The organism is Amycolatopsis mediterranei (genome assembly GCF_026017845.1).
Lineage (GTDB): Bacteria > Actinomycetota > Actinomycetes > Mycobacteriales > Pseudonocardiaceae > Amycolatopsis > Amycolatopsis mediterranei.
On the sequence record NZ_CP100416.1, the window covers coordinates 6,776,744 to 6,791,706 of the forward strand.

Here is a 14,963-nt window from a genome sequence, read left to right on the forward strand (position 1 = left end):
TCACCTTCTCGTCTTCGGCCGGACGGAGTTCGCGAGATCGACCAGCACGCCGTGGGAGTTCCGGTCCGGCGCCCGCTCGGCGAGCCGGCGCAGGGACACTTCCACCAGCGACCGCAGGCCGCGTTCGGTGACGCGCTCGCCGAGGAGCGCGCCGCCGTTCCAGTCTTCGAGGCCGCGGAGCCCGGCCAGCGTGGGCAGGCCGGCGAGCGCGGCCTCGCGGACTAGCGCCTCCAGCCGGTCCTGGGCCTCCCGGTCGAGGTAGAGCTCGGGCAGCCGCCGCGCCGCGTCGGCGAAGTCGTCGCGGCCGGGCGGGCCGGACGGCAGGCGCCCGGCCCGGATCCGCACCGCGGCGATCCGCGCGGCGTCGTAGTGGCGCGAGATCGGTGGCACGGCGTCGAGCAGGGTGACCGCGGCGTCGCGGCCGCGGGTCCGCAAGTGGCAGCGGGCCAGGCCGAAGGCGGCGCTGACCTGGCTGTGGTCGCGGTGCCACACCGAGCGGTAGTGGCGTTCGGCCTGCTCGGTGTCCCCGCGCAGTTCGGCGCAGAACCCGAGCGCCAGCTTCGGCGCGATCTCGCCGGGCCAGCTGCGGTGCACCCGGTCGAACGCGGCCGCCGCCTGCTCGGCGTCGTCGCGGGCCAGCGCCAGCAGCCCGTGGTGCCACGCGGCCCGCCAGTCCCGCGCGGCCTCGGTCCCGAGCTTTTCTTCGGCGAACGCCAGTGCCGCGGCCGCGGCATCGGAGTTCCCGAGCGCGACCTGGGCCCGCGTCCGGGCGAACGCGATCTCGACCGAGGGCTCGCCGAACATCGTCAGCTTGTCCAGCCAGCGGTGCGGCCCCGGCGCCCCCGCGGCGGCGATGAACTCGGTCGCCGGGTCGTCGGGAGCGACGCGCGGGATCGGCAGCCGGCCGGCGCCGTCGGCGGCACGCGGCAGGCCGAGGTCCAACCCGACGGCGACGCGTTCGCCGCCGACCCAGTGGTCGAGGCCGGGCACCGCGCCGAGGCCGTCGTCGAGCAGTTCCGCGGTGTCCTCGAACAGCGCCGAGGGCACCGGCCGCGGCCGTTCGTCGCGCAGCGAAAGGATTTCCCGGCGCACCCCGTCGAGCTGCTCGGCCATTTCGGACGCGGTGGCGAACCGCCGCTCGAACGGCGCGACGGCGCGTTCGAGCACCCGGTTCAGCGAGTCGAGGCCACCGGCGACGCGGGCCGGGTCGGCGTCTTCGCTCGCGGCTTCGAGCAGCACCTGCAGCGTCCGGCCCACGGTGTGCAGGTCCGAGCGCACGGTCAGGCCGTACCGGGCGAGCTCGTGCGCCGGTGCCTGGAACCCTTCGGTGCCGACGCTCGGCCCGGCCGGGTCCGCGATCGAGCGGGCCGCGCCGAGGTCGATGACCTTGACCCGCTTGTCGCCGTGGATCACGTTTTCCGGCTTCATGTCGCAGTAGAGCAGGCCCTCGCCGTGCAGGTAGTCCAGCGCACCGAGGATCGCCCGGCCGTAGACGATCACGTGCTCCACGCGCGGCGGCGGCCCTTGCTTCAGCAGGTCCCGCAGCGACCGCCCGCCGACGTACTCCATCACCAGGTAGGTGTCCGGTTCGCCGCCGCCGGGCGGCGGGTGCTCGACGAAGTCGCTGATGCGCACGATGTTCGGGTGGTCGAGCCGGACGAGCACGTCGCGCTCGACCCGCGCCATCGCACGCAGCACGGCGTTGCCGCTGTTGATCACGCCCTTGAGCGCGACGTGCTGGCCGGCCAGCGCCGTGTCGGCGGCCAGGTACACCCAGCCGAGCCCGCCCCGGGCGAAGCAGCCGAGGACGTCGTAGCGGTCGCCGACCAGCTCGCCGCGTTTCAGCTTGGGCAGGAAGGAGAAGCGCTCGCCGCAGTCTTCGCAGAACCCCTCGGCGAACGCCGGTTCGCCGGCGAAGGCGCGGCCGACGGGTGCCCCGCAGTGGCCGCAGAACCGGTGCTGCTCGGGGTAGTCCGGGTCGGCCAGGACGAGCTTCTCGGGGTCCGGCACCTCGATCGCGGGCAGCGACTGGAAGTCCGCCTCGCCGCTCCAGAGTTCAACACTGCGTCCGAGTTCAACACTGCGCCGGGTGCTCTCCGGGGCCGGTCCGGACGCGGCCGGCGGCTCGGCCGGCACCCGGCGGCGGCCGCACACCTCACAGAACCCGATCGGCCCGACCGGTTGTCCGTGGCACCACGCCGTTTCCGTCGTCACGCGCCCTCCAGCCGGCGGCGGACCGCCCGCACGTACCGCTCGACCAGCCCGGCCGCGGCCTCCGGTTCGGCCGGCCGCGTGGTCAGCGCGGCCATGGCCGGGCGGTACAGGTCGGCCAGTTCCTCGTCTTCCATCAGGCCCGCGTCGGTCGCCTTGGCGTTGTAGCCGCGCAGCCGCCCGTGCAGTTCGTCGTGCCGCGCGGCCAGTGCGTCGAGTTCGGCGTACCGCCGGACCAGCTCCCACCGGGCGGCTTCCGCGTCCCGTTCGGTCGCCGCGAGGGCCCGCCGCACGCGGCCGGGTTCGATCCGCGCGCCCGCCGAGCGCAGCGCGGCCAGCCGCAGGCGCAGGTCCGCGGAACTGCCGGGGACCGCCGTGCGCGAACCGATCCGGGCGGCTCGTTCCCGCGTGCGGTCCTCCTCGTGTTCCACCATGTCGACCAGCAGCGCCAGCCGATCCAGGCGCCGCGCGTTCCGCTCGTTCTCCCAGCGCCGCGCCAGGTGCGCGCCGGGCGAGTCGGGCCCGCTGAACTGGACCAGCACGGTGGCGCCCTTGTCCACCAGCGGCCGCACCACGTCGGTGAGCACTTCTTCCGGGGCGCGGGCGTCTTCGACGCCGGTCACCGCCACCGCGACGTCCTCCGGGTTGGCCTCCAGCACGGTGAGGACCTCTCCGGTGCTGATGCCGGCGCTGACGTGCTCGGCCACCTCGCCGGCGGTCTTGCCGGTCGCGTCCACGATCGCGGCGAGCCGCTCGCCGCGCACCCGGTCCGTCCCCGGCGGACGGGACACCCGGCGTTCGCGCCGCACCTGCGCCAGGAAGCCCTCCCGGACGGCCGAGTCGCGATCCCCGATGACGACGATCAGCGGGCCGGCCGACGGCCGCGGCGGCTCGCCCACCCACCGGGCGACGTCCGGCACGTGCCGGACGATCACCTCCACCGGGATCAGGTAGGCGAGCCCCGCGCGTTCGTCGGTGTACTCGGTGACCACCATGCCGAGCACCGCACCGGTCGCTTTGTCGATCACGCCCGCGCCGCTGAACCCGCGCCGCACGCGCTCGCCCGGCAGCGGCGAGTTGAGCTGGATCCACTCCCCGGCGGCGCCGGCCGGGCCGGCCAGCTCGGCGTTGTTCACCCAGACGCCGTACCGGTGCGGCGCCGGAAAGCCGTAGGTGTGGACCACCCGGTCACGAACCGCACCCAGGCGCACCAGCGGGGCGCCGGGCACGTGGGGAAACGCTTCGGTGAGATCGAGCAGCGCGATGTCGCCGCGGCCGTCGTCCGACGGCGGCACCCAGCAGCCGGGCCGCACGGCGGCGAGCGTCTCCGGCATCCCGTCCAGGCCGACGAAGCGCACCAGCACGCGCGCTCCCGAAAGCGCTTCCTCCCCCGCGGCCTGCACCACGTGCGCGCAGGTGAGCACCGTGGATTCGCCCAGCAGCATCCCGGCGCCCAGTGCCCGGCCGGACGAGTTCACCAGGCACACTCGCCACGGTTCCGGATCCCCCGCGCGCCCCTCGGCAGAACCGTTGAGCTCCCTCACCGGGTGTGACATTACGACCCCGCACCGGCCCTCCGGGACGGGTTCGCCCGCTTACCCCGCCAGATCACCCGATCGGCCGCTGAACTCCGTGCCACCGTGGGAAACTCACGAACCCGCGCCGACGGCCGGTGGCCGGTGTCCGATCGCGCCGGGTCAGGCGATCGTGCGCAGCCGGCGGAGGGCGAAGAACACCAGCGCCGCCGTCAGGAGCACGAAGATCCCGGTCTCGATGCCCTGGAAGAGCCAGAACCGGTCCCCCGGCTGGTACTGCAGCCAGTTGACCGCCCCGGGACCGGCGGGGTTGTCACCACAGCCGGCGGGCGGGCACGGGCCGATCTGCGCGTCCGGCAGGACCAGCTCCCCGGCCGCGTTGCGGACGCCCAGATCCATCACCCAGTTGCCCGACGCCGGATTCGGCGTCTGGCCGCCGGTCGGGGTGAACGTGAGGCTCTGCGCCGGCAGGTACCGCGGCCGGGCGAGGACCTCGATCGCGACGCGGACCGCCGCGAACCCGACCAGGGCGATCCCCATGGCGGGCAGGACCTTCCGCCAGTACGTCCCGGCGAAGACGCCCAGCGCCAGCGCGAACAGCGTGTAGGCAACCGGGACGATTCCCTGCACGTCGAACGAGAGGTAGGTCAGCCGGCCGGTGCTCGCGCCCACCAGCGGCTCGAACCACCACGACACGCCCAGCGCATACCCGATCGCCAGCACGGTGGTCATCGCCCCGACCAGGCCGAACTTGGCCAGCGCCCACTGCAGCCGGGTCACCCCCTGCGTCCACACCAGACGGTGGGTGCCCTGCTCGACCTCCCGGGCCACCAAGGGCGCGCCGAAGAACACGCCGACCAGCACCGGCAGGACCACGAACAGGACGGCGATGAACACCATGCCGCCGTACTCCTGCTGGAACTGGTGGCCGAGGCTTTCGCAGCGCGAACCCGCCTCGGTCTGCGTGATCAGCGACGCGCTGCCGAGCGCCGCCCGGCAAGCGCCCAAGCCGAGGCCGTCGTACTTCGTGTGCATCGCCAGGCCGGTGGGCACCATGATCGCGGCGAGCGCGACCAGGGCGGCGAGGGTGAACAGCGCCTGCTTGCGGTGCTGGCGCCAGATCAGCCAGATCATGCCGGCACCTCCCACGCGGACGCCGGGACGCGGGTCTCCGCTTCGGCGAGGTGGGCCAGCACCACGTCTTCCAGGGTCACTTCGTGCTCCGTCCACAGTGGATCAATCGGGCCGTCGCCGCGGCGGACCAGCAGCGTCGACTGGCGTTCGGTGTGGCTCACGCGGACCACCTCCGCCACCCCGGCGATGGATTCGCTGCCCGCTCGCGGGCCGACGAGCGTGCGGTGGCTGTCGAGCAGCTCGTCGACCGGGCCGGCCAGCTGGACGCGGGACCGCTGCAGGACGATCAGGTGGTCGCAGCTGCGTTCGAGGTCGGCGAGCAGGTGCGAGGACAGCAGCACGGTCGTCTCGCTCTCGGCCACGGCACCCATCAGCGTCTGCATGAACTCGCGGCGCGCGAGCGGGTCGAGGCTCGCGATGGGTTCGTCGAGCAGCAGCAACCGCGGTCGCTTCGCCAGGGCCAAGGCCAGCGCGACCTGGGCACGCTGGCCACCGGACAGCTTCCCCACCGGCTTGTCCGGCGGGATGCCGAGCATGGCGAGCCGGTCACGCGCCAGCGCGGCGTCCCAGCGACGGCGGTTCAGCTTGCCGCCCATGGTGACCAGCTCCGCCGCGGTGAAGTCGTTATACAGCGGGGTGTCCTGCGCGACGAACCCGATGTCCGGCAGCGCGGACCGCGGTGCCCGCCCGAAGACGCGCACCTCGCCCGCGTCGGGTTTCAGCAGGCCGACGGCCAGGTGCAGCAGCGTCGTCTTGCCCGCGCCGTTCGGGCCGACCAGCGCGGCGATCCGCCCGGCGGGCACCTCCAATTCGCAGTCCTGCAATGCCCAGGTGCGCCCGTAGCGCTTGCCCAGCGCCCTGGCTTCCACCGCCGGTTCCATTCCGGACTCCCTACGACAGGTCGTGCGGCACCCGGGTGCCGCGGATCGTGGTTTCGATGAGGGCGGCGATGTCGTCGGGCGACATCCCCGCGGTTTCGGCCCGCTCCAGCCAGGCCACCAGTTCGTCGCGCAGCTGTGCCTGGTGACCCAGGGAAGGCCCGGCCAGGGTGCCGGTGACGAAGGTGCCCACCCCCGGGCGGCCTTCGGCCAGCCCCTCCAGCACCAGCTCGCGGTAGGCCTTGAGCACGGTGTTCGGGTTGATCGCCAGCGCCTCGGCCACGTCCCGCACCTTCGGCAGCTGGTCGTCGGGCCGCAGCAGGCCGACGCGCAACGCCTGCTTCACCTGGACGACGAGCTGCATGTACGTGGCCACCCGGGAACGGCCGTCGAGGACGAACTCGATCACCCTGCCCACCCTCCTATTGTCCTACGACATTAAGACAACACCTGACGGCGTCCGCCTGTCAAGGCATAGGGTCTCGGTCGACGGACGCACACCGGCACCGGGAGGCAGGCATGTCGTTGTTGGACGGGCTGAGCAAGTCGATCGCGGGCGGGGCGATCGAGATCGTCGACCTCACCGCTCCCCTGAGCGCGAGCACGCCGATCCTGCAACTGCCCGAGCCGTTCGCCAACACGATCCCGTTCCGGCTCGAGGAGATCAGCCGGTACGACGACCGCGGCCCGCGGTGGTACTGGAACGACATCCACACCGGCGAGCACACCGGCACCCACCTCGACGTCCCGGTGCACTGGGTGTCCGGAAAGGACGGTCACGACGTCTCGCAGGTCCCGCTGAAGACGCTGGTGGCGCCCGCGGTCGTGCTCGACTTCTCCGCACGGGCGGCCGAGAACCCGGACTTCCTGCTCTCGATCGACGACGTCCGGGCCTGGACGGCGGAGCACGGGCCGCTGCCCGACGGCGGCTGGCTGCTCTACCGCACCGGCTGGGACGCCCGCAGCAACGACCAGGAAGACTTCCTCAACGCCGACGAGGCCGGCTCGCACACCCCCGGCGTCGCACCCGAGTGCGCGCGGTGGCTCGCCGAGGAAACGCCGATCACCGGGCTCGGCGTCGAAACGGTGGGCACCGACGCGGGACAGGCGCCCGGCCTCGAGCCGATGTTCCCCTGCCACGAGCTCCTGCTGGGCGCCGGGAAGCACGGCCTGACGCAGCTGCAGAACCTCGCGTCCCTGCCGCCGACCGGCGTGCTGCTGCTGGTCTCGCCGCTGCCGATCGTCGGCGGCTCGGGCAGCCCCGCCCGCGTGCTGGCCCTGGTGGAGCGGTGAACGTCGCCGAACTCGTCGGCCGCACCCTGGCCGGCCTCGGCGCCGGCACGGCGTTCGGCGTGGTGGGCAGCGGCAACTTCGAGGTGACCAACGCGTTGCGCGCGGGCGGCGTCCGGTTCGTCGCGGCCCGCCACGAGGGCGGCGCGGCGAGCATGGCCGACGCGTACGCCCGGATGAGCGGCCAGGTGTCGGTGCTCTCGCTGCACCAGGGTTGCGGCTTGACCAACGCCGTCACCGGGATCACCGAAGCGGCCAAGAGCCGGACGCCGATGCTGGTGCTCACGGCGGACTCCGCGGCCGCGTCGGTGCTGTCGAACTTCCGCATCGACCAGGACGGCCTGGCGGCAGCGGTCGGCGCGGTGCCCGAGCGCGTGCACTCGGCGGCGACGGCGGTGGCCGACACCGCGCGGGCGTTCCGGACGGCGCGCCAGCAGCGTCGGACGGTGGTGCTGAACCTCCCGCTCGACGTCCAGTCCCAGCCGGCACCGTCACCGCTGCCGCTGCCGGACATCCCGGGCCCGGCTCTCGTGCGACCGGACACCGCCGCGGTGGCGGCGTTGACGAACCTCCTGGCCGCCGCCGAGCGGCCGGTGTTCATCGCCGGCCGAGGCGCCCGCGGCAGCGGAGACGTGCTGCGTGAGCTCGCTGCACGGTGCGGCGCGCTGCTGGCGACGTCCGCGGTGGCGCACGGCCTGTTCCTCGACGACCCGTTCGCACTGGGCATCTCGGGCGGTTTCGCGTCCCCGGCGGCGGCCGAGCTGATCGTGGGCGCCGACCTGGTCGTCGGCTGGGGCTGCGCGCTGAACATGTGGACAACGCGCCACGGCAAGCTGCTCAGCCCGCACGCGAGATTGGTCCAGGTCGACGTCGAGCAGGCAGCCCTGGGCGCGCACCGCCCGATCGACCTGGGTGTCGTCGGCGACGTCGCGGCCACCGCCCTCGACGTGCTCGCCTTGACGCAGGAGCACCGCGGCTACCGCACCGCAGAGGTGGCGGCCCGGATCGCGGCGGGCCGCTGGAACGACGTCGAGCACGAAGACCTCTCCGGCGACGGCCGGATCGACCCACGGACGCTGAGCCGGCTCCTGGACGAGCTGCTGCCGGCCGAGCGGATCGTCTCGATCGACTCGGGCAATTTCATGGGGTACCCGAGCGCGTACCTGTCGGTGCCCGACGAGCACGGGTTCTGCTTCACCCAGGCGTTCCAGAGCATCGGCCTGGGCCTGGGCACGGCGATCGGAGCGGCGCTGGCCCGCCCGGACCGCCTGCCGGTGCTGGGCACGGGCGACGGCGGATTCCACATGGCACTGTCCGAATTGGACACGGCGGTCCGCCTGGAACTGCCGTTGGTGGTGATCGTCTACAACGACGCGGCGTACGGCGCGGAGATCCACCACTTCGGCGACGCGGACATGACGACGGTCCGTTTCCCCGACTCCGACCTGGCGGCCATCGCCCGCGGCTTCGGCTGCACGGGCGTCACGGTGCGATCGGCCGAGGACTTGCCGGCGGTGCGCGAGTGGCTGACGGAGCCGCGTTCGGCCCCGTTGGTGATCGACGCCAAGATCGCCGACGACGGCGGATCGTGGTGGCTGGCCGAGGCGTTCCGCCACTAGTCCGGCCTTGACACGGTCCGCGGCCGCCCTGCTCGCCGCGCTGGCGGACTCGGGCCGGCACCGTCCTGACCCGCCTAGGGCGCGGAGATCAGCAGTGTCTGGCGCGACCCAACGCAGCCGAGCTGCGGGTTCTGGAGACGCCAAGCCGCGTGGGTGTGGGCCCGTAGCCGTGTGGCTGCGGGCCTTTCCCGTGTTCAGGCTGCGAATGGCAGTGGTTGGTGGAGGTTGTTGCGCCTGGGTTTTCGGCGTTTGTCGAGGAATGCTGGTGGGAGGAACTCTGGGAGGCCATCGGCGGCGATGCGGACTTGCCAGCCGGAGCGGTGCAGGAGTCGGTGGTGGTGGGCGCACATGAGGACCAGGTTGGTGAGGTCGGTGGGACCGCCGTCGGCCCAGTGGCGGATGTGGTGGCCTTGGCAGTGGCGGGGTGGGCGGTGGCAGCCGGGGAACGCGCAGCCGCGGTCGCGTAGGTAGAGGGCGCGGCGGAGTCCGGCGGAGATCAGTCTGCGGAGGCGGCCGAGGTTGAGGGGTTCGCTTTTCTCGCCCAGGACGGCGGGGATGAGCATGCTGTCGCAGGCGTGCACCCGTGCTTCCGCGGCGGACATCTCGCCGGTGTCGCCGAGGGTGGCCGTCCCGACCCCGGTCTTCAGGTCCGCTAGCGACACCGCGACCATCACGTGGGCTCGTTCCCCGGCTTGCGTGGGCAGGTCCGGGGAGTTGAGGGCGAGGTCGATCGTGTCGGAGAAGGCGTCGCCGTAGCGTTGGGGCAGGGTGCGGTGGTCGGGGCCCTCGTCGCTGGTGCGGCGCTCGGCCAGGGCGTCGAGGACGGCGCTGGCGCGGGTGCCGGTCTCGTCGTCGAACGTGCCGTTCAGTTCCCAGATGCCGGTTCTTTTGCGGCGCAGGAACAGTTCCCGGGTGGGGGTGGCGGGTTCGGTGGTGGCGGGTTCGGCGCCGTCGGGGTTCAGGTGGGCCAGAATCCTGGCGCCGAGGGCGGCGACCTGTTTGTGTCCGGCGTCGGCGGCGAATGACAGGAGATTCTGCTCAACGCCGGCATGGTGCTCGGGTGGGACCTGGGTGAGGACGCCGGTGATCACGTCGATCATCGGGTTGCTCACCCTTCCCGCCAGCGCCGCGGCACCGGTCGCAGGCGCGAGAGCGGGAATCGGGCTGCCATCGAGGTTGCGGCCCGGGTGGAGAGCCCGGGCGCGTTTCACCATCCGTTCGCCCGCCTGCTTCGGGACATCGGCCAGGTGCTCCAGCAGCCGCGCGGCGGAACGGTAGCCGAACAGCTCCATCACTCCACGCTGCTCAATCTCCACCAGCAGCGCACCAAGTTCGGCCTCGGCGGACCGCATGCACGCGACCAGCTCACCGATGCGGTCGGCGAGGACCACCGCATCGGAGGAGAGGGCCGCGTTGTCGGTCATAACTCAAGATTACCGAGCATCGAACACCAGTTCATCACACGAAAGGGTATAAGGATAAGCCGCTGTCCAAACCCTAGAACATCGGAAAGCCCGGCAGGGCAACCGAAGCGTGGGGAATCGGCGCTACCGACCACGACGCGAACCAGCCACGAGGAGCGCCGATTTCCCACGCCACGGCGAAGCCGTATCTTGAAACCCAGCCACCTGATGTGACACCCCAAGCTGGTCAGGCTGCCTCCACGAACCGAGGCAACCCCGGCGGATAGGGAGCCTCACGGTCTCCACAGCTACCGCGACCAGGATTCCAGTGCGATCAACGTCTTCGTCCCCGTCACCTGGTGGTGCCGGCGGATCTCGTCGATCGTCTTCTGCAGGTGGGCCATGTCCCGGACGCGCAGCCACACCAGCGCATCCGGATCACCGGCGATCGTGAACACCGCCTGAGCCTCGGGCATCCGCGTGGTCGTCCGGAGAATCTCGGCGACCTTCGTGTTGCCGACGAACCGCAGCTCGGTGAACGCCTCGATCCCCCACCCCAGTTTCGCGTGGTCGACCTGGACCGTGAACCCGGTGATCACGCCGCTCTCACGCAGCCGGTCGATGCGGCGCTTGACCGCCGCCGTGGACAGCGTCACGCGGCCGGCGATGTCGGACAGCGTGCGGCGGGCGTCCTCGCGCAGCAGGCCGAGGATCTCGTGGTCGGTGGCGTCGAGCAGCTCTTCGGGCATGCGCCAGCCTAACCTCACGCAAAAATCGGCGTCAAACGCCGCGAAATCCGCAGGAAGCTTGCGTGGAAGACCGCAAAACGACGACGCTTGTTGCGTCACTGTGGCCCACGTCGCACCCTGCCCCGAAGCGCACCGAGGCAAAACCCGAGGCGAAAGGAGCCGCGCCGTGGAGACGTTCACGCTGGAGGACCGCTACCTGCGGGAGGCGGGAACCGTGCACCTGACCGGGGTGCAGGCCCTGGTGCGGCTGCTGTTCGACCGCGTCCGCCACGACCGCGCCCGCGGCGGCGACCCCGCCGTCTTCGTCTCGGGCTACGAGGGCTCGCCGCTGGCCGGCTACGACCTCGAACTCGGCCGCCGCGCGACGCTGCTGCAGAAGCACGACGTCGTGCACCGGCCCGGCCTCAACGAAGAGCTGGCCGCGACGTCGGTCATGGGCAGCCAGCTCGTCGCGGGTGCCGGCGGGCAGCGGGGTGTCACCGGCTTCTGGTACGGCAAGGCGCCCGGTCTCGACCGCGCCAGCGACGCCCTCCGCCACGCCAACCTGGCCGGCACCGACCCGCGCGGCGGCGCGGTCGCGCTCGTCGGGGACGATCCCAACGCGAAGTCGTCCACCGTCCCGTGCGCGTCCGAGCTCGCTCTCGCCGACCTGGCCATTCCCGTGCTCTTCCCCGCCGACGCCCAAGACGTGCTCGACCTCGGCATGCACGCCGTCGAGCTGTCGCGGGCCAGCGGGCTGTGGACGTCGCTGAAGATCGTCGCCAACGTCGCCGACGCGTCCGGCACCGCCACCGTGAGTCCTCAGTGGACCAGGCCCGAGATCCCCGGGTACCGGCACAAGCCGACGTCACGACTGCTCGGCGCGAGCCTCGCCGAACTGGAGCGCAGCCTCTTCACCGTCCGGCTCCCGCTCGCCCTCGAGTACCTGCGCGCGAGCGGGATCAACCGGATCACCCGGCGCGGGCCGGCCGACCGGATCGGCATCGTCGCCGCCGGCAAGTCCTATCTGGACCTCCAGCAGGCGGTGCGCATCCTCGGCCTGGACGGGGAAACGCCCGGCATCCGCATCCTCAAGCTCGGCGCGATCCACCCCCTCGAGCCCACGATCGTCCGCGAGTTCGCCGACGGGCTCGACGAGATCGTCGTCGTCGAGGAGAAGCGCGCCTTCGTGGAGACCGCGCTCAAGGAGATCCTCTACGGCCGCCCCGGTGCGCCGAAGATCGCCGGCAAGAAGGACCACGACGGCCGGACGCTGTTCACCGAGCTGGGTGAGCTGGACCCGGACGGCATCGCCGCCGGGCTGGCCAGGATCCTGCCGGCGGGCATCCCGCCGGTCGACGCCTACCGGGGTCGGCGCCGTCGCGAGCGCATCGCCGTCCCGCTGCTCGCGCGGACGCCGTACTTCTGCTCGGGCTGCCCGCACAACTCGTCGACGAAGGTGCCGGAAGGGACGCTCGTCGGCGCGGGCATCGGCTGCCACACCATGGCCCTGTTCATGGAGCCGGACCAGGTCGGCACCGTCCTCGGCGTGACGCAGATGGGCGGCGAAGGCACGCAGTGGATCGGCATGGCGCCGTTCGTCGAGGCCGAGCACTTCGTCCAGAACATCGGCGACGGCACGTTCACCCACTCCGGCAGCCTCGCCGTGCGCGCGGCGGTCGCCGCCGGCGTCAACATCACCTACAAGCTGCTCTACAACTCCACCGTGGCGATGACCGGCGGCCAGGACGCCGTCGGCGGACTGCCCGTGGAGAAGGTCGCGGAGCTGCTGCTCGTCGAGGGCGCGAAGCGGGTCGTGATCACCAGTGACGCGCCGGCGAAGCACCGGAAGCTGCCGGCCGGCGTCGAGGTCCGCGACCGCGGCGAACTCCTGCGCACGCAGGAGGAACTGGCCGCGGTCAAGGGCGTCACCGTGCTGATCCACGAGCAGGAGTGCGCGGCCGAGAAGCGCCGGAAGCGCCGCCGCGGCAAGCAGACCGCGCCCGCCACGCGCGTGGTCATCAACGAGCGCGTCTGCGAGGGCTGCGGCGACTGCGGCACCAAGTCGAACTGCCTGTCCGTGCAGCCGGTGGACACCGAATTCGGCCGGAAGACGGCGATCCACCAGTCGTCGTGCAACGTCGACTACTCCTGCCTGGCCGGGGACTGCCCGTCGTTCGTCACCGTGGTGCCGACCGGCCGGAAGCAGCGGCGGAAGACCGCCGACCTGGCCGCTGACGTCGTCCCGGCGCCGGAGAACCCGGCGAAGGACTTCACCGTCCGGATCACCGGGATCGGCGGCACCGGTGTGGTCACCGTGACGCAGATCCTCGCCACCGCCGCGGTGCTCGACGGACGGCACGTCCGCACGCTCGACCAGACCGGGCTCGCGCAGAAGGGCGGCGCGGTCGTCTCCGACCTCAAGGTGACGGCGGAACCGGTCGAACAGGCCCCGAAGCTCGCAGCCGGCGAGTGCGACCTCTACCTGGCCTGCGACGCGCTGGTCGGCGCGGACGCGGCGAACCTCGGGGTCGCCGACCCGGCCCGCACGACCGCCGTCGTCTCCACGACCGAGGTCCCGACCGGCCGGATGGTCGTCGACACGACGGTGTCCTTCCCGGACCCCGCCAGCGTGCTCGCGCCCATCGACACCGCCGCGGCGCGCACGGTGTCGCTGGACGCGCGTGGCCTGGCCGAGGAGTTCTTCGACGACGACCAGTTCGCCAACGTGCTGCAGCTCGGCGCGGCCTACCAGACCGGCGCGATCCCGCTGCCCGCGTCGGCGATCGAACGCGCCATCGAGCTGAACGGCACGCAGGTCGCCGCGAACGTGCAGGCGTTCCGCCGTGGTCGCTTGGTCGTGGCCGCGCCCGGGGAAAAGGCGCCGGCACCGAAGCCCGCGCCGGCGAAGCCGAGCCCAGTGCGCGCTCTGGTGCACGCCGAGCCGGGCTCCGAACTCGCGCGGCTGCTCGACATCCGCATCCCCGAACTGGTCGCCTACCAGGACCAGGCCTACGCCCGCGCGTATGCGGAGTTCGTCGAGCGGGTGCGGGTGCTGGAGGACGGCCCGACGGAGCTCACCGAGGCCGTCGCGAAGCACCTGTACAAGCTGATGGCGTACAAGGACGAGTACGAGGTCGCCCGGCTGTCGCTGGACCCGGCGTTGACCGACGGCCTGGCCGAACAGTTCGGCGCGGGCACGAAGTACGCCTACCGGCTGCACCCGCCGGTGCTGCGGGCGCTCGGCATGCGGCGCAAGATCAGCCTCGGCCCGTGGTTCCGCCCGGCGTTCCGGCTGCTGCACGCGCTGCGGCGGCTGCGCGGCACCCGCTTCGACCCGTTCGGCCGCGCCGAGGTGCGCAAGGTCGAGCGCGAGCTGATCGAGGACTACCGCAGCGTGGTGCTCCAGGCGTTGCGCGCCGGGGACGTCGGCAAGGCGCGGGCTCTGGCCGAGCTGCCCGACCTCGTCCGCGGCTACGAAGACGTCAAGCTGGCCAACGTGGCCCGGTACCGGCAGCGGCAGGCCGAAGTCCTCACGCCCGCAGGTAGCTGAGCATCGCCTGGGCACCGTCGGGGACGCGCAGCTTCGTGCTGACGTCCCCGGCGTGCTGCCGCGCCGCGGCGGTGCCGATGCCGAGCAGCCGCCCGATCGTCGGCACCGAATGGCCCTCGGCCAGCAACGCCACGACCTCGCGCTCGCGGGCGTTCAGCGTGGCCACCGGGTCGCCGGGCCGGGGCCGGGCGAGCTGGACCGCCACGACGTCCCGGTCCAGGACCGTGCCGCCCGCGGCGACGCGCCGCAGGGCGTCGAGGAACTCGTCGGGCTTGCCGACGCGTTCCTTGAGCAGGTACCCGGCTCCCCCGCCGCCGGCGGCCAGGAGGTCGCCCGCGTAGCCGTCTTCGATGAACGCCGAAAGCGCGAGGATCGCCAGGCCGGGCACGCGGCGCCGGGCTTCGAGGGCGGCGCGGAGCCCTTCGTCGGTGAACGTCGGCGGCATCCGGACGTCGACGACGGCCAGGTCCGGTTCCACAGCCTCGACCGTCGCCACCAGGTCGCCGGGGTGGTCGACGGCCGCGGCGACCTCGAACCCCTCGCTGCGCAGGAGCAGCACCAGCCCTTCCCGCAGCAGGGCGTCGTCCTCCGCGATCACGATCCGCACGGCGG

General features: G+C 72.5%; 11 protein-coding genes. 3 read left to right on the forward strand and 8 right to left on the reverse strand.

Translation table 11 applies throughout. From position 1 onward, the window contains the following. From ISP_RS29965 to ISP_RS29985, 5 genes are all read right to left on the reverse strand, one after another. On the reverse strand, positions 1-2,214 hold the full coding sequence (locus ISP_RS29965) for a serine/threonine-protein kinase (RefSeq protein WP_013227647.1): 2,214 nt from the start codon (positions 2,212-2,214) through the stop codon (positions 1-3). Further along, a complete protein-coding gene (locus tag ISP_RS29970; protein ID WP_230468438.1) occupies positions 2,211-3,755 on the reverse strand; it encodes a trypsin-like peptidase domain-containing protein in 1,545 nt (514 codons plus the stop codon). Before ISP_RS29970 ends, ISP_RS29965 begins: the two co-directional genes overlap by 4 nt. A 153-nt stretch (positions 3,756-3,908) precedes the next feature. Then, a complete protein-coding gene (locus ISP_RS29975) occupies positions 3,909-4,880 on the reverse strand; it encodes an ABC transporter permease (RefSeq protein ID WP_013227649.1) in 972 nt (323 codons plus the stop codon). Further along, positions 4,877-5,761 carry an ABC transporter ATP-binding protein gene (locus ISP_RS29980; protein ID WP_013227650.1) on the reverse strand — a complete coding sequence of 295 codons (885 nt, stop codon included), beginning with the start codon at positions 5,759-5,761 and terminating at the stop codon, positions 4,877-4,879. Before ISP_RS29980 ends, ISP_RS29975 begins: the two co-directional genes overlap by 4 nt. Positions 5,762-5,771: 10 nt before the next feature. Then, positions 5,772-6,167 carry a GntR family transcriptional regulator gene (locus tag ISP_RS29985; protein ID WP_013227651.1) on the reverse strand — a complete coding sequence of 132 codons (396 nt, stop codon included), beginning with the start codon at positions 6,165-6,167 and terminating at the stop codon, positions 5,772-5,774. A gap of 110 nt (positions 6,168-6,277) precedes the next feature. On the opposite strand from ISP_RS29985, the gene ISP_RS29990 reads away from it, so the two are divergent. Both ISP_RS29990 and ISP_RS29995 read left to right on the forward strand, forming a co-directional pair. After that, on the forward strand, positions 6,278-7,051 hold the full coding sequence (locus tag ISP_RS29990) for a cyclase family protein (protein WP_013227652.1): 774 nt from the start codon (positions 6,278-6,280) through the stop codon (positions 7,049-7,051). After that, positions 7,048-8,667, forward strand: a complete 1,620-nt coding sequence (locus tag ISP_RS29995) for a thiamine pyrophosphate-binding protein (RefSeq protein WP_013227653.1) — start codon at positions 7,048-7,050, stop codon at positions 8,665-8,667. Before ISP_RS29990 ends, ISP_RS29995 begins: the two co-directional genes overlap by 4 nt. 194 nt (positions 8,668-8,861) lie before the next feature. On the opposite strand, the gene ISP_RS30000 is transcribed toward ISP_RS29995, so the two are convergent. Together ISP_RS30000 and ISP_RS30005 are read right to left on the reverse strand one after the other, a co-directional pair. After that, entirely contained in the window at positions 8,862-10,091 is a 1,230-nt protein-coding gene (locus ISP_RS30000; RefSeq protein ID WP_013227654.1) for an HNH endonuclease signature motif containing protein, read from the reverse strand. 287 nt (positions 10,092-10,378) lie between these two features. Continuing rightward, complete coding sequence (locus tag ISP_RS30005; protein WP_013227655.1) at positions 10,379-10,819, reverse strand: Lrp/AsnC family transcriptional regulator; 441 nt, start codon at positions 10,817-10,819, stop codon at positions 10,379-10,381. Between the two features lie 166 nt (positions 10,820-10,985). Between ISP_RS30005 and ISP_RS30010 the strand changes: the two genes are divergently transcribed. Further along, positions 10,986-14,351 carry an indolepyruvate ferredoxin oxidoreductase family protein gene (locus tag ISP_RS30010; RefSeq protein ID WP_013227656.1) on the forward strand — a complete coding sequence of 1,122 codons (3,366 nt, stop codon included), beginning with the start codon at positions 10,986-10,988 and terminating at the stop codon, positions 14,349-14,351. On the opposite strand, the gene ISP_RS30015 is transcribed toward ISP_RS30010, so the two are convergent. Continuing rightward, a complete protein-coding gene (locus ISP_RS30015) occupies positions 14,332-14,958 on the reverse strand; it encodes a response regulator (RefSeq protein ID WP_013227657.1) in 627 nt (208 codons plus the stop codon). The two genes, ISP_RS30010 and ISP_RS30015, sit on opposite strands and share 20 nt — an antisense overlap. Between the last annotated feature and the right edge of the window lie 5 nt (positions 14,959-14,963).

What these genes read in the sequence shown, in the direction of transcription:
- ISP_RS29990 (WP_013227652.1), top strand. Translation starts at nt 6,278, where the DNA reads ATGTCGTTGTTGGACGGGCTGAGCAAGTCGATCGCGGGCGGGGCGATC.
- ISP_RS30005 (WP_013227655.1), bottom strand. Translation starts at nt 10,819, where the DNA reads ATGCCCGAAGAGCTGCTCGACGCCACCGACCACGAGATCCTCGGCCTG.
- ISP_RS29980 (WP_013227650.1), bottom strand. Translation starts at nt 5,761, where the DNA reads ATGGAACCGGCGGTGGAAGCCAGGGCGCTGGGCAAGCGCTACGGGCGC.
- ISP_RS29975 (WP_013227649.1), bottom strand. Translation starts at nt 4,880, where the DNA reads ATGATCTGGCTGATCTGGCGCCAGCACCGCAAGCAGGCGCTGTTCACC.
- ISP_RS30000 (WP_013227654.1), bottom strand. Translation starts at nt 10,091, where the DNA reads ATGACCGACAACGCGGCCCTCTCCTCCGATGCGGTGGTCCTCGCCGAC.